Source organism: Acinetobacter colistiniresistens, from assembly GCF_024582815.1.
Classification (GTDB): domain Bacteria; phylum Pseudomonadota; class Gammaproteobacteria; order Pseudomonadales; family Moraxellaceae; genus Acinetobacter.
In genome coordinates, this window is record NZ_CP102099.1 from 2,648,767 (window position 1) to 2,663,560 (window position 14,794).

The 14,794-nt window shown below is 42.3% G+C and carries 9 protein-coding genes; 7 read left to right on the top strand and 2 right to left on the bottom strand.

The genetic code is table 11. From position 1 onward, the window contains the following. Window positions 1-9 precede the first annotated feature (9 nt). Window positions 10-1,101, top strand: coding sequence for a chorismate synthase (aroC, locus tag NQU59_RS12735; protein ID WP_005241480.1), 1,092 nt, complete (start codon window positions 10-12; stop codon window positions 1,099-1,101). Between the two features lie 107 nt (window positions 1,102-1,208). On the opposite strand, the gene NQU59_RS12740 is transcribed toward aroC, so the two are convergent. After that, window positions 1,209-2,438 (bottom strand): GGDEF domain-containing protein, encoded by a 1,230-nt coding sequence (locus NQU59_RS12740; RefSeq protein ID WP_257063685.1) that lies wholly within the window; start codon window positions 2,436-2,438, stop codon window positions 1,209-1,211. A 292-nt stretch (window positions 2,439-2,730) separates the two neighbouring features. Here NQU59_RS12740 and NQU59_RS12745 point away from each other — a divergent pair, with 292 nt between their 5' ends. The 5 genes from NQU59_RS12745 to NQU59_RS12765 all read left to right on the top strand — a co-directional run bounded on the left by NQU59_RS12745 (window position 2,731) and on the right by NQU59_RS12765 (window position 12,917). Next, window positions 2,731-3,507: a TenA family transcriptional regulator gene (locus NQU59_RS12745; RefSeq protein WP_043973436.1), complete on the top strand. Its 777-nt coding sequence runs from the start codon at window positions 2,731-2,733 to the stop codon at window positions 3,505-3,507. A 203-nt stretch (window positions 3,508-3,710) separates the two neighbouring features. Beyond that, window positions 3,711-5,102 carry an efflux RND transporter periplasmic adaptor subunit gene (locus NQU59_RS12750; protein ID WP_257063686.1) on the top strand — a complete coding sequence of 464 codons (1,392 nt, stop codon included), beginning with the start codon at window positions 3,711-3,713 and terminating at the stop codon, window positions 5,100-5,102. 9 nt (window positions 5,103-5,111) lie between these two features. After that, on the top strand, window positions 5,112-8,273 hold the full coding sequence (locus NQU59_RS12755; RefSeq protein ID WP_257063688.1) for an MdtB/MuxB family multidrug efflux RND transporter permease subunit: 3,162 nt from the start codon (window positions 5,112-5,114) through the stop codon (window positions 8,271-8,273). Further along, window positions 8,270-11,443 (top strand): efflux RND transporter permease subunit, encoded by a 3,174-nt coding sequence (locus tag NQU59_RS12760; protein WP_257063689.1) that lies wholly within the window; start codon window positions 8,270-8,272, stop codon window positions 11,441-11,443. The genes NQU59_RS12755 and NQU59_RS12760 overlap by 4 nt, the downstream gene beginning before the upstream one ends. 16 nt (window positions 11,444-11,459) lie before the next feature. After that, a complete protein-coding gene (locus NQU59_RS12765) occupies window positions 11,460-12,917 on the top strand; it encodes an efflux transporter outer membrane subunit (RefSeq protein WP_005241495.1) in 1,458 nt (485 codons plus the stop codon). Between the two features lie 17 nt (window positions 12,918-12,934). Here the strand turns inward: NQU59_RS12765 and NQU59_RS12770 are convergent, their stop codons facing one another. Further along, window positions 12,935-13,636, bottom strand: a complete 702-nt coding sequence (locus tag NQU59_RS12770) for an NAD(P)H-dependent oxidoreductase (RefSeq protein WP_257063691.1) — start codon at window positions 13,634-13,636, stop codon at window positions 12,935-12,937. A 131-nt stretch (window positions 13,637-13,767) separates the two neighbouring features. Between NQU59_RS12770 and NQU59_RS12775 the strand changes: the two genes are divergently transcribed. Next, on the top strand, window positions 13,768-14,793 hold the full coding sequence (locus NQU59_RS12775) for a helix-turn-helix transcriptional regulator (protein ID WP_096911136.1): 1,026 nt from the start codon (window positions 13,768-13,770) through the stop codon (window positions 14,791-14,793). Window position 14,794: the final 1 nt, after the last annotated feature.

Below are 14,794 nucleotides of genomic sequence, written 5' to 3' on the forward strand. Positions count from 1 at the left end.
GGTTAAAGCATGGCTGGGAATAGTATTGGGCAACTCTTTCGAGTTACAACCTGTGGCGAGTCACATGGTGCGGGTTTGATGGCGATTGTCGATGGTGTGCCGCCTGGTCTTGAGCTTTGTGAAGCCGATCTGCAAAAAGATTTAGATCGCCGTAAACCGGGTACATCGAAGTTTGCAACGCAACGTAAAGAGCCAGATCAAGTCGAGATTATCTCAGGTGTTTTTGAGGGTAAAACCACAGGAACATCGATTGGTTTATTGATCCGTAACACCGATCAAAAATCCAAAGACTACGGCAATATTGCTCAAACTTTCCGTCCTGGCCATGCAGACTATACCTACACCCAAAAATATGGCTTCCGTGACTACCGTGGCGGCGGTCGTTCAAGTGCACGTGAAACTGCGATGCGTGTTGCAGCTGGAGCGATTGCGAAAAAGTATCTTGCTGAAAAATTTGGTATTGATATTCGTGGACATGTCACACAAATCGGCAATGAAGTTGCTGAAAAACTGGATTGGGCTGAAGTGCCAAATAACCCATTTTTCTGTGGTGATGTGGATGCTGTGCCTCGTTTTGAACAATTGGTCACTGCGTTACGTGAGCAAGGAACCAGTTGTGGCGCCAAGCTTGAAATCATTGCTGAAAAAGTACCTGTCGGGTGGGGTGAACCCGTATTTGACCGTTTAGATGCCGATATTGCCCATGCTATGATGAGTATCAATGCCGTAAAAGGTGTGGAAATTGGTGATGGCTTTGCAGTGGCAGGGCAATTTGGTCATGAAACTCGTGATGAACTCACCACGGATGGCTTTCTTGCTAATCACGCTGGTGGCATTTTAGGTGGGATTTCAAGTGGTCAAAGCATTCGTGTGGCGATTGCATTAAAACCAACCGCAAGTATAACCACACCAGGTAAAACCATTACGATTGATCGGGAAAATACGGATGTATTGACCAAAGGTCGTCATGATCCGTGTGTGGGGGTACGCGCAACACCAATTGCTGAAGCGATGTTGGCGATTGTATTGATGGATCATTTTTTAAGACATCGCGCACAAAATGCAGATGTAGTTGCACCATTTAAACCAATCGAACCATAATAAAAATATTAAGCCGCACATATAATTTATTATATCTGCGGCTTGCATCACATTTTAAAACACTTTAATTAAATTAGTTTAATATTCATTTAATCATGATGAATGAATTATAATGCTTCAGAAATCATATTATCTGATGTCGCAATATGATACTGATTTCGACCATTACTTTTGGCGATATATAATGCATGATCGGCTTGTGCAACAAACTCAGAAAGACTATCTCCAACACTTGGAATCATGGTCGCGACGCCTACGCTAATAGTCACGTGTTTAGAGACGTTGCTGCGTGGATGTAAAATGCCAATATTACGCACTAACTCCATTAGCCTTTGGACTTGAATAAGCGCTTGGCCACGGTCAGTCATGGAAAATACCAAGAGAAACTCTTCCCCGCCATAACGTGCCGCAAGATCGCCACTACGTGAGGCAATAGAGCCAAGCATGATTGCGATTCGACGTAGGCATTGATCACCTTGAATATGTCCTAACGTATCGTTGTACAGCTTAAAGAAATCGATATCAATCATCATAATGGTAATGGGCATCTCATGACGTGTTGCACGTTTCCATTCATTCTCAAGTACTTCATCCAGATAACGCCGGTTAGCGAGCCCAGTTAAAGCATCCTGTTGTGAAAGAATGGAGAGCTGTTGTGCTTGGCGCATCAGTTCCAGCCGATTGAGTTCGATCATGCAGTTTTGCAAATAATTTTCACGATGCTGACGATCCGTGGCATAGGCCAATGCCATACCTAGAAAACTACTAAAAGTATAAGTACGGTTCAAGAAGGTCCAATCAATCGCTCCACTGAACCATGTAATGGCTGCGATACCAATCAAACCACCCACCCAGCCAGCAATGATTGCAGTATAGAAGCGCATCCCGACAAACCCGTAGATAATCACTACGGCATACATCATGGCAGCATGGAACAGGACATTATTTTGCCCTTGTTCCAAGACGTTAATGATGGTGAACGAGATTGCTACAGCACCTGTTGAGCCAATACACACATAATGATCAAACCATTTGTTCATCATGGGGAGGAATGATAACAGCCATGCAAATGTGATGATCACACCCACCCAGCCATAGGTTGCCATCCAGGTAATGCGTAAGTCTGTAGGCAAAACCTGATAGATACCGAAGCTTAGAAATAGATATAAACCTAAAATGATAGGGGCGCGATAGCGGAACTCATGTGCAGCCTCATTTCTATACTGATCTCGATAGATCACTTCTAATTCTTTAGGAAACCAAACTAAATTTAGCCCGCGAGAAATTAACAAGTCGATTTGTTCTTGTCCCAAAATATTGGAAGCTTTCAACTTCATCTTATCTCTCACCACTCCCAAAATGTTGTTATAAATGTCAAAATAGGGATTATTTTTTAATACGTTACACTGATTTAAATAAAATGTGTATTAGATTATAAAAAATATTAATTTTTATATAAGGGTCATTGCCTAATATAATGATTCAAGTTTAAATTAGATTCAAGAAATAAAACTGTTACAAACTAAATCACAAACGATTGTATCTTTGCTGTATTAGGATACAATTTATAAAAAAGCAGCAATCATAGAATATGATTGGGTTAAGTCATACGAAATAGGATGCATCGCAATGACTGCTATGAATCAATATGGAACAAAATTAGAAATTACACCTCATTCGGGTTGGGCTCAACGATTTTGGGATGAATTATTACCTTCAAAGGAACGGGTAAGCAAACATCCTTTATTCTTAGACATGGCGAATGGTTCTTTAAGCCTTGAATGTTTTCGTTCGGCCTTATTGAATTTTTATCCTTTGGTCGCACATTTCCCTTCCTATATGGCAGGGTCTTTAGCGAAAGCAACCGCTTTTTCATTGGATGGTGTAACCGAGACCCGAGACTGGTTAATTCAAAATATCAAGGTTGAAGAGCGACATTTAAGCTGGTATCAGGACTGGGCGGGAGGCTTTGGCCTGACAGTTGAAATGCTAAATAATGTGAAGCCACCTGTGGCCATGAATGCAGTCAACCACTTTTTATGGGACGTTAATTTTCGGGGAAGTTTGGCCGAAGGCATTGCAGCCACGAATCTTGCGATTGAGTGGGCCACAGGAGACTGGACGATTCAGGTCTATAAAGGGATTCAAGCCTATACGCAACATCCTGAAGTAAACATCAATAAGCGGTCTTTAGCCTGGTTAAGAGCACATGCGCATTATGATGATCTGCATCCTTATGAAGCGATGGAGCTGATTAAACGTTTGTGTGATAAAGACCCTGAGCAGCAAAGAAAAGCTTTCTTAGCCGCAAAAGAAGGCTTGGAATATTATGAACTTGCCTTGGATGAATGCTATAAATTGCAGCATAAGAGTTTAGATTTCGAACCATGTTTTGCAGAAAAATGATCTAAAAAGTTGATCAAGAAAAGGTTTTTGGTCAACTAAATTTAAAAAAAATTATAACAGTAGCTTTAATTCGCCTGAGATGGCAGCGGCAGCTAATTTTTACATTAATCAAACATTTGGAGTGTAGTGTGCTTACATTTAAGCTTAAATTAACACTAAAAGAATATTTATAGTAGAACAAAATAAGAAGCACAGATACTTCTATGAATGAGACTTTAGAGCCAAACAAAATTACAAAAAATAGCCCAAAAACCAAGATGCTTATTAGCTATATCATCTTGTTTATTATTTTATTTTTTGTTGGGTGGGGGATTTGGCACCTGACTCATAAATCAGTTACATCCGCTGCAGAATCAACACACGGAAAAAGTGGAAAAAATAGAGGCGCGGGAGCAAATGGGGGTGCAATAGTTGTCGGTGTTACTAAAGTCCGCCAACAACAGGTACAACAAACAGTTCAGGCATTGGGAACGGTGACCTCGACCAATACAGTGGTGGTACATCCACTGATCAATGGCACATTGATGCAAGTCTATTTTAAAGAAGGCAGTCTTGTACAGAAAGGCCAGTTGTTAGCCTTGATTGATGATCGGGCACCCAAAGCAACGCTATTGCAAGCACAAGGGCAGTTACTCAAAGATCAGGCCTTATTGACCAATGCTAAACTGGATATGCAGCGTTACGCGCAATTGTGGCAACAAGATTCGATTGCAAAGCAGCAATACGACACACAAATTTCTTTGGTTAAACAATATGAGGGCGTTGTCAAAACTGATCAAGCAGCCGTTGCGAATGCTCAGCTCCAACTGAGTTATACACGCGTTGTTTCCCCTGTAGATGGACGAATCGGTTTAAGACAGGTAGATGTTGGCAATATGGTCAATACCTCGGATGCGAATGGTATTGCCAATATTACCCAGCTTAAAAACATCTCAGTGGTGTTTGCCGTGCCTGAACAATATCTAACCCAACTGATGCAGATTATGGATAATCCAGAACAGCATGTCGGAGTACAGGCTTGGGATCGTCAAAATACCCAAAAACTTGCTGATGGTCAGTTGGTTGCCCTTGATAATCAGGTCAATATCAATACTGGAACGATCAATATCAAAGCCAGTTTTGATAATCAGAATCAACATTTATTTCCAAACCAGTTTGTGAATGTTCGCATGAGTTTAGGCAATATTCCCAATGCAATCATTGTTCCGACAGTCGCTTTACAACTTGGTGCCAAAGGGTCTTTTGTCTATAAGGTTAATCCAGACCAAACGGTCAGTGCCGTAACGGTCCAGACTGGAGCGGTTGTAGATGACAATACGGTTATTACTGGTGGAACATTAAATGCCAATGATCTTGTCGTAACTGATGGAGTGGACAAGCTGAAGGATGGCGCAAAAATTAGTGTTGCCAATACGGTTGATCAAGGTAAAAGTATTCATTCATCAATTGGGAATGGGCAGCGGCACAATCCAGTAGCACAGGAAGCTACAGCTGAAACCAGTAACAATCCCGAAAGATCAAAACAATGGCAACACCACAGTAGTGGACAAGGAAACATGGTCATGACACCACCTTCTGCCCAAACTGCGCAGTAAGGAGTGTTCATGAATCCTTCTCGTTTATTTATTCAGCGACCTGTAGCGACTACACTGGTCATGGTCGCAATTTTTTTGTGTGGATTGGTATCGTGGAAGTTTTTACCTGTCGCTTCTTTGCCTGAAGTTGATTATCCAACCATCCAGGTGACGACGCTATATCCTGGCGCTAGCCCTGATGTAATTGCCTCAACCATTACCGCACCACTCGAACGTCAATTTGGACAGATGCCTGGTCTAAGCCAAATGTCGTCCACCAGTTCTAATGGTGCATCGGTCATTACACTACAATTTAATCTCAATTTAGCTTTGGATGTTGCTGAACAGGAAGTACAGGCAGCAATCAACGCCTCGAATAATTTATTACCTTCTGATTTACTCACACCACCAACCTATAGCAAGGTAAATCCTGCTGATAAGCCGATTATGACTATCGCAATCAGTTCCAAGGAAATGCCGATTACCAAGCTGGAAGATTTGGTCGATACCCGTTTAGCCCAGCAGCTTTCTCAAGTGAGTGGGGTTGGGTTGATTAGTGTGAGTGGAGGACAACGCCCCGCAGTCCGGTTAGAGGTAAACTCAGCCGCGTTGGCGAATATGGGCTTAACCTTGGAAGATGTTCGCACCGCAGTTACTGCTGCGAATGTGAATCAGGCAAAGGGCACGATTAGCGGCTCAGTACAGTCATCAACGATTGATGGGAATGACCAGTTACATACGGTGGATGACTATAAAAATCTGATTATTGCCTATAAAAATGGCGCACCGATTCGAATGTCTGATATTGCGTCAACCCTAGATTCAGCTGAGAATGTTCGCTTGGCGGCCTGGGTCGGACATAATAACAATGATGCGCCAACGCAGACCCCTGCAATTATTATCAATGTACAACGTCAACCGAATGCCAATGTGATTCAGGTGGCAAATCAGATTAAACAAATTTTGCCACAACTACAAAGCAGTTTTCCGCAATCGGCCAAAGTAGAAATCTTAAATGACAGTACCACCACAATTCAGGCTTCTCTTCAGGATGTCGAGTTTGAACTGATATTGGCAATGGTATTGGTCATCATTGTGGTGCTTTTATTTTTACGCAGTATTCGTGCAACTTTTATTCCCGCAGTTGCATTACCGCTCTCTTTGGTTGGCACCTTTGCTGTCATGTATTTAGTTGGATTTTCAGTCGATAATTTAAGTTTGATGGCACTTACGATTGCAACAGGTTTTGTGATTGACGATGCGATCGTGATGATCGAAAACATTTCCCGTTATATTGAACAGGGCGAGCCCCCAATGCAGGCCGCATTAAAAGGCTCGGAACAAATTGGTTTTACCATTATTTCCCTGACAATTTCGTTGATTGCAGTATTGATTCCATTGCTATTCATGGGCGACGTGGTCGGACGTTTATTCCGAGAATTTGCCGTTACCTTGGCCGTCTCTATTTTAATCTCTGCTTTTATTTCGCTGACTTTGACTCCGATGCTGTCTTCAAGGCTGCTCAAGCATATTCCAGAGACAGAGCAAGGACGTTTTTATCATGCGATGGGAGGTTTTTTTGACAAACTGATAGGAATGTACTCCACTGCATTACGATGGGTACTGGCACGTCAGGGATTATTCTTGGTGGTGACGATTGCCACTTTTGTGTTTACCGTAATGTTGTATGTTTTTATCCCCAAAGGTTTTTTCCCAGTACAAGATACAGGACAGATTATTGCCACGACAGAGGCTGACCAAACCATTTCCTTTCAAGCGATGAGTGTTAAGCAGCAGGAAGCCGCAAAAATCATCTTGCATGATCCCGCAGTGCAAAGTATTTCTTCATTTATTGGCATTGATGGAACCAATAGCGCTTTAAATACAGGTCGTATCTTGATTAATTTGAAAGATAAATCCGCACGACCAGATATTCAGACCGTGATGAGCGATTTACAACAACGTTTAAATCAGGCTCAAGGCATGACGGTCTACTTACAGCCTGCACAGGATCTGACCATTGACGCGAGGCAAAGTCGTACTCAATATCAATTTACCTTGCAATCGACCAGTACCAGTGACTTAGCGACATGGGTACCGAAATTGATGCATGCATTGGCACAGCGTCCCGAACTTAAGAATCTGGCCAGTGACTGGCAAGATAAAGGTTTGCAGGTTTATGTTGATATTAATCGAGATGCTGCTGCGCAGTATGGGGTGACTACGGCGGGTATCGACAACATTCTTTATAATGCATTTGGACAACGGTTAATTAGCACGATTTTCACCCAAACCAATCAATATCATGTGGTGCTTGGGTTATCTGGGCAAGATCAGGATGGGTTACAGGCATTACAGGATTTGTATATCCCTTCAAGTAATGGTGCACCTGTGCGTTTAAGCAATATTGCAACGATCCAGCCAAGAAGTACTTTGCTACAGGTCAATCATCTCGGGCAATTTCCAACAGCAACGGTTTCCTTTGACACTGCTACAGGTGTTTCTTTACAGCAAGCTGTTCAAGCGGTGAAAGATACCGAACAGCAGTTGCAGTTACCAAGCACCATGATGACTCAATTTCAGGGGGCAGCTTTAGCCTTCCAAGCTTCTTTGAGCAATACCGTTTGGTTAATTATTGCAGCGATTGTCGTGATGTACATCATCTTGGGCGTTCTCTATGAAAGCTTCATTCATCCACTCACCATCTTATCTACCTTACCCTCTGCAGGGATTGGTGCATTGTTAGCATTGGTACTTTCCAATAATGATCTTAACATTATTGCCATTATTGGGATTGTATTGCTTATCGGTATCGTCAAGAAAAATGCCATCATGATGATTGACTTTGCCTTGGAAGCAGAACGGCATCAAGGCTTGACCCCCATTGAATCAATTTATCAGGCCTGCTTATTGCGTTTTAGACCGATTTTGATGACTACCATGGCGGCTTTATTGGGTGCAGTCCCTTTGGTGATTGGTAGTGGCATGGGCGCAGAACTACGTCATCCGCTCGGGATTACCATGATCGGAGGCCTGATTCTCAGTCAGTTACTCACTTTATTTACCACGCCAGTGGTGTATTTAGCCTTTGATCATCTGGCACAACGAATAAAGGGGGATCATCGACCAGATAAGCATGCCAGTGAGTTACCACCTTATGAACACTTTAAGCCACAGGTGGATGACGTATGAGTATTTCAACGCCTTTCATTCGCCGTCCTGTGGCCACCACTTTACTTAGTATAGGCTTAGTGTTGCTGGGGGTACTGGCATTTAATATTTTGCCTGTGGCATCACTCCCACGAGTTGATTTTCCGACTATTTCTGTAACAGCCAAGCAAGCAGGTGCAAGTCCAGAGGTCATGGCGGCGACAGTTGCAACACCATTGGAACGTAATTTAGGACGTATTGCAGGGGTGAATGAAATTACCTCCTCAAGCTCGCTGGGGTCGACTCGGATTACATTGCAATTTGACCTGAATCGCGACATCAATGGCGCAGCACGTGATGTACAGGGAGCGATCAACGCCTCGCTTGCTTCATTGCCTTCGGGTCTACAAAACAACCCGACTTATCGCAAGGCCAATCCGGCCGATGCACCGGTCATGATTTTGGCGCTTACTTCAAAAACACTATCGCGTGGACAGATGTATGATGTTGCCGATACCATTTTAGGACAAAAACTCTTACAAATTGATGGTGTAGGAGACGTCAGTATTGGTGGTGCGGCGCAACCTGCGGTACGAATCGAGCTAAATCCAAGTCAGTTGGCGCATCATGGCATTGGATTAGACACGGTTCGCTCCGCAATTACCTCAACCAATGCCAATCGTCCAAAGGGGTTTGTCGAACAGAAAGATCAGCTTTGGGAAGTACAGGCTAATGATCAGGCTAAACAAGCCGCAGACTATATTCCATTGATTGTCAGTTATAAGAATGGTGCGGCTGTACGAATTTCCGATGTTGCAACAGTGAAAGACGCTGTACTCGATATTCGTAATGCAGGCTACTATGCGGATCAGCCTTCAGTTTTGATCATGGTATTTAAACAACCGAATGCCAATGTGATTGAGACGATTCAACGCATCAAGGATACTCTGCCAACATTACAGCAGGCCCTACCACCACAAATTGAAATCCACACCGCTGTTGACCGTAGCAAGACTATTCAAGCCTCGTTGAGGGAGATAGAACGGACTATTTTGATTGCAGTGATGCTGGTGATCATTGTGGTGTTTGTGTTTCTGAGAAATGGCCGTGCCACCCTAATTCCTGCAATTACGGTGCCGATCTCGCTGATTGGTACCTTTGCTCTGATGTATGCCTCTGGCTTCTCTCTGAATAATATTAGTTTAATGGCATTGACTATTGCGACAGGATTTGTAGTAGACGATACCATTGTGGTACTGGAAACGATTTCAAGACGAATGGAAGAAGGTCTGAGTCCGATGCAGGCCGCTATTACTGGCGCAAAAGAGGTCAGTTTTACGGTGGTATCCATGAGTATTTCTTTGATCGCGGTATTTGTGCCAATTCTATTGATGGGCGGTATTGTGGGACGGTTGTTCCATGAGTTTGCCATGACCTTGACCTACGCGATTTTAATTTCGATGGTGGTTTCACTGACCACCACACCGATGTTATGTGCATGGTGGCTGAAACAAAATCAGATTAAACAGCTTAAGTTCGATCAATCAACGGATAATCCCAGCACAGAGGTAATCACTGATAGTGAAGCGCTTTTGGTTGCATCAAATGATACGTATCTGAAACAACAAGGTCTATTTGGGCGGATAACCTTGCTTTATAAGCGAAGTCTAGCTGTAGCACTACAGTATAAAGCAATCACACTGATCATTTTTATTTTTACTATTGGGCTGAATATTTATTTATATATTGCAGTGCCCAAAGGCTTTTTTCCGCAACAGGATACTGGTGTGATGATGGGGTCTTTAGTCGCAGATCAAAATATTTCTTTTGATGCCATGAATCAGAAACTCAAAAACTACATTGCAGCGATTGCTAAAGATCCTGCTGTTGACCATGTCATGGGAACAGCAGGAGGTTCACAAATGAACCGTGCCAATTTATTTTTGGCGTTAAAACCTCTGAGTGAACGAAACGATACTCCTGATCAGATTATGGCTCGTTTACGTAAGTCATTGGGGCATGAAGCAGGAACCCGTTTTACCCTGAGACCAGTACAGGATATCAATGTGGGTGGGCGTTCAAGTGATGCCAGTTATCAATATACTTTACAGGGAGATGATCTCAATACACTACGAAGCTGGACACCTAAAATTCAGGCTGCATTGAATAAGCTTCCCGCTTTGACTGATGTTTCCAGTGATCAGGATGTGAAAGGGCTGGAAACAAAGTTGACTTTTGACCATGACAAAATGAAGTCGTTGGGGATTACTCAAGCTCAGGTGGATAGCACGTTAAATGATGCTTTTGGGCAAAGACAGGTCTCCACGATTTACAATCCGATGAATCAATATCATGTGGTGATGGAAGTTGCCCCTGAGTATGCCCGAACGGTCGAGGCGTTACGCGGCATCTATGTGCAAAATAGTGCAGGGAAATCTATTCCTTTATCTACTTTTAGTGCCTGGCAAGCTGCAAATACCTCACTGTCTGTTAACCATCAAGGATTATTTGCTGCCAGTACCATTACCTTTAACCTGAATGCAGGTTATTCGTTATCAGATGCGACTGATCAGATCAATCAGGCAATGAATGAATTACAAGTTCCCAGCTCGGTGCGTGGTGGATTCCAAGGTTCAGCCAAAGCGTTTCAATCTTCTTTAAGCTCAGAACCCTTGTTGATTTTGGCCGCCATTGTGGTGATTTATATTGTACTGGGGGTTTTATATGAAGATTTTGCCCATCCTTTAACGATTCTTTCGACATTACCCTCTGCGGGTTTAGGTGCCTTAATTGCATTGGTTTTATTTAAAATGGAATTTAGCGTGATTGCCTTGATTGGGATTTTACTACTGATCGGGATCGTTAAGAAAAATGCCATTATGATGATTGATGTGGCCTTGACCTTACAACGACAGCAGAAATTAACGCCTGAAACTGCAATTCTGGATGCTTCAGTACTACGCTTTCGTCCCATTATGATGACAACGCTTGCAGCTTTATTTGGAGCATTGCCTTTGGCCTTGGGTCGAGGGGATGGCGCTGAGTTACATGTTCCTTTGGGCGTATCAATCGTAGGCGGACTCATTATTAGCCAGATATTAACCTTATATAGTACCCCTGTGATGTATTTATATATCGATCAATTAAGTCGGTGGGGGAAACGCAGGTTTCAAAATTTATTCCCAGCTAAGCCATTAAGTTTGAAAAAATAAAAAAGAGGACAACCAGATGTATCAGTTTTTTTCATTACACAACCCAACCAAATCTTTTAAAACACTGAATTTTATTGCTTTGGGTTTAGTGGGGGTGTTATCAGGTTGTCAAATGATTAAGCCGGAACCAACAGCAAAAGTGAATGTTGGGACGCAGTTTTCTCAACCCTCACAATATGGCTTGGATGCTAAAAAATGGGAAACAGAAGGTTGGAAGATTGCGGTGCCAAGTGATAGTTTACCTAAAGGTGAATGGTGGCAAATTTTTCAGGACACGCAACTTAATCAGTTGGTAGACCAGCTCAATCGTGAAAATGCATCGATTGCACAATATGAAGCTCAATACCGTCAAGCGACGGCTTTGCTCAATCAAGCTAAAGCAGGTGCACGACCAACGATTACAGGCAATAGCGCTATAACCCGAGCTAAATCAGGTGATAGTGGTACGACAACAAACTATAACCTTGGTCTGAGTGCCAGTTGGGAACCTGACTTCTGGGGAAAAGTCCGTCAAAATATATTGGTCAATCAGGACAAAGCTCAGGCGAGTGAGGCTGAACTTAACTCGATTCGTCTCAGTATGCAGGCACAACTCACAAGTAGCTATTTGCAGTGGGTGGTACAAGGGTTTCAATTACAGTCTCAGCGAGAAAGTCTGGAAAACCTGCAGAAATCATTACAGCTAACACAAAACCAATATAAAGCAGGTATTGTTGCATCAACCACGGTTGATCAGGCACAAAGTCAATATCAAACTGCGCTCGCCAACTATACAGAGATGCAATTATCGCAAATACAATTACAGCACGCGATCGCCATGCTGATTGGACAACCTCAAGATCAGTTTCAATTGACGATGCCGAAAACATTACCCGTATTACCACAAATTCCAGTTGATCTACCTTCAAGTATTTTACAACGCCGTCCAGATGTAGCCGCAGCAGAAAGAACCATGGCAGCGGCAAACGCACAGGTTGGTGTCGCTAAACTGGCTTTCTTCCCTGATTTTAGCTTAGGTGGCAGCTTAGGATATAAAAGTAGCAAGTTAAGTGATTTATTTAATGCACCTAATTTTATCTGGTCCGTTGGACCAACACTTGCAGCAACGTTATTTGATGGAGGACTTCGTCACGCACAAACAGAGCAGGCAAAGGCCGCCTATGATGCAAGTGCTGCTTCCTATAAGCAAACAGTATTATCTGCCATCCAAAATGTTGAAGACAATATTGCTGCGCAATATTTGCTATCGAAAGAAGTTGCTCAGGAACAGCAGGGTTTAGCTGCGGCTACACGTGCCGAACGTAGTACCATGAATCAATATAAAGCAGGCATTGTTGGTTATTTAAATGTGCTGACGGCCCAAAATAGCCGTCTTTCTGCACAGAACAGTGTTTGGTCATTGATGAGTAAGCAATATCAAACGACTGTTAATTTAATCAGCTCAATGGGAGGAAGCTTTAAATCCAATGATTAATCATTGAGATCACAGCTTTATGGCAGTGGATTCATTCTATCGTCAAAATTTTCCAATAGTGCAAAGGCTAAGGGCTGTAGATCGTCTAAGCCTTGTAAGTATTGTTCGAAATCCACCAAAATCTTCTGTCGATCTTCCTGACTGATATAAGGAACATGATAGGCTATATATGGCGGGAGTACCTCAAAGCCAACGTAGGCAAGTGTACCACGTTGCAGAGGTGATAAATAATGCTCAAGAGGTCCATGTACAGCACCTTCACCAAACATATGTTCGCGGCCACCGAGTGTTAAACACAGCATGGCTTTTTTACCCAACATACCGCCATGGTTATAAAAGCGTTTGCCACCGTAAAATAGACCAGATACAAACACGCGATCAATCCAACCTTTTAAAATCGCGGGTACAGAAGTCCAGTACAAAGGAAAGCTTAGAATCACCAAATCTGCACGTTGAACTTTCTCAATTTCTGTCTGAATATCGGGTGCTAAATGATGCTGTTTAAATGCATGACGTTGTTCAAGTGCATAATTTAAATAATCAGCTTGGTTGAAAGAGGTGAAATCATCTTTTGACGCAACCGGATTAAAATTCATGGCATAGAGATCAGAAATCTCGACAGTATGACCTTGCTGTTCAAAAGTCTGCCGCGCGGTATCTTTAAGGGCTGCGTTAAATGATCGTGGTTCTGGATGCGCATGTACAATCAAAATATTCATAATAGGGTCACTTTCTCAGAGCCGTTTTTTAGATCAATCTACTATGCTTAAATTTATAAAAATGTCATAGTTCATTAAGCGCCAACATTTACCATTTCACGCCAAATGGGTTTTGACTGAATGGAGCAAATATGAATCCAGAATTACCAGGTACTTATGTCAATCTATTGGTTGATGTCATACAGAAATGGGGTGTCTCTTCGGAACAACTTTTGGCTGGAACTGGAATTTCCACACAGACGCTGAATGCACCATTTTGGTATGTCGACTTTCATATTTTTAACCATTTATTAGAAAAAGCTGCTTTATTGACAGGTGAGCCTGCAATTTGCATCTATCTTGCTGAAGAGATGAAAGTCTCTTGCTATGGGCATGTCGGGATTGCAGCAACAGCTGCAGAGAACTTGGAAGAGGCAATAAAAATTCTGGAACAATTTATTGGTTTACATTGTTCCGTTTTTCTACCCAAGTTACGAATAGAAGCCGAAATGGCTTATTTATATTTCCAACAACCTTCACCAAAATTTAAACTGCATCGATATGGACTGATGTTTTTAATTTTGGGTTTTTCACAAATTTTGGAAAACTTGGCTCAGCAGAAACTTGAAATTCATTTTCAGTTGCAGCAGGAAAAACCTGATTTTTATAAAAATATTAAAAAGTTTAATGATTTAAATATTTATTTTGACTGTGATAAGGATTGTTTAAGCTTTAAAAAAAAGTGGTTGTCTTTACCATTAAAGACAGCAGATACTTTATTGGCACGATTAAGTAAACAACAGTGTGAACAAGATGCGTATAAACTTGCACAAAAAAGGAATCAAAAGGGTCGTGTGGACTCAAAAGTCAGAGCATTACTATATAACGAGCATGATGGCTTCCTATCCTTAAAACAGGTCGCTGAAAAATTGCATCTCTCAGAACGAACCTTACAGCGCCAATTAAGCAGCAAACAAACTTCTTTTCAAATCCTTGTTGCTGAAGTCCGCCGTAAACAAGCTGAACAGCTGTTAAAGCAATCTAAGCTTTCGATTGAGCAAATTGCGGAACGTTTGGGCTATGCTGATATTTCACATTTTTCACGGGCATTTAAGAAATGGACCAATGTGACACCTAAGTTCTATCGAGAAGTCAGCATTGGCCATTCTTCGTTTTAGG

Bases quoted from the DNA above. Each gene is read 5' to 3' on its own strand.
- NQU59_RS12750 (WP_257063686.1), top strand. From the start codon at position 3,711: ATGAATGAGACTTTAGAGCCAAACAAAATTACAAAAAATAGCCCAAAA.
- NQU59_RS12755 (WP_257063688.1), top strand. From the start codon at position 5,112: ATGAATCCTTCTCGTTTATTTATTCAGCGACCTGTAGCGACTACACTG.
- aroC (WP_005241480.1), top strand. From the start codon at position 10: ATGGCTGGGAATAGTATTGGGCAACTCTTTCGAGTTACAACCTGTGGC.
- NQU59_RS12745 (WP_043973436.1), top strand. From the start codon at position 2,731: ATGACTGCTATGAATCAATATGGAACAAAATTAGAAATTACACCTCAT.
- NQU59_RS12775 (WP_096911136.1), top strand. From the start codon at position 13,768: ATGAATCCAGAATTACCAGGTACTTATGTCAATCTATTGGTTGATGTC.
- NQU59_RS12770 (WP_257063691.1), bottom strand. From the start codon at position 13,636: ATGAATATTTTGATTGTACATGCGCATCCAGAACCACGATCATTTAAC.
- NQU59_RS12760 (WP_257063689.1), top strand. From the start codon at position 8,270: ATGAGTATTTCAACGCCTTTCATTCGCCGTCCTGTGGCCACCACTTTA.
- NQU59_RS12740 (WP_257063685.1), bottom strand. From the start codon at position 2,438: ATGAAGTTGAAAGCTTCCAATATTTTGGGACAAGAACAAATCGACTTG.
- NQU59_RS12765 (WP_005241495.1), top strand. From the start codon at position 11,460: ATGTATCAGTTTTTTTCATTACACAACCCAACCAAATCTTTTAAAACA.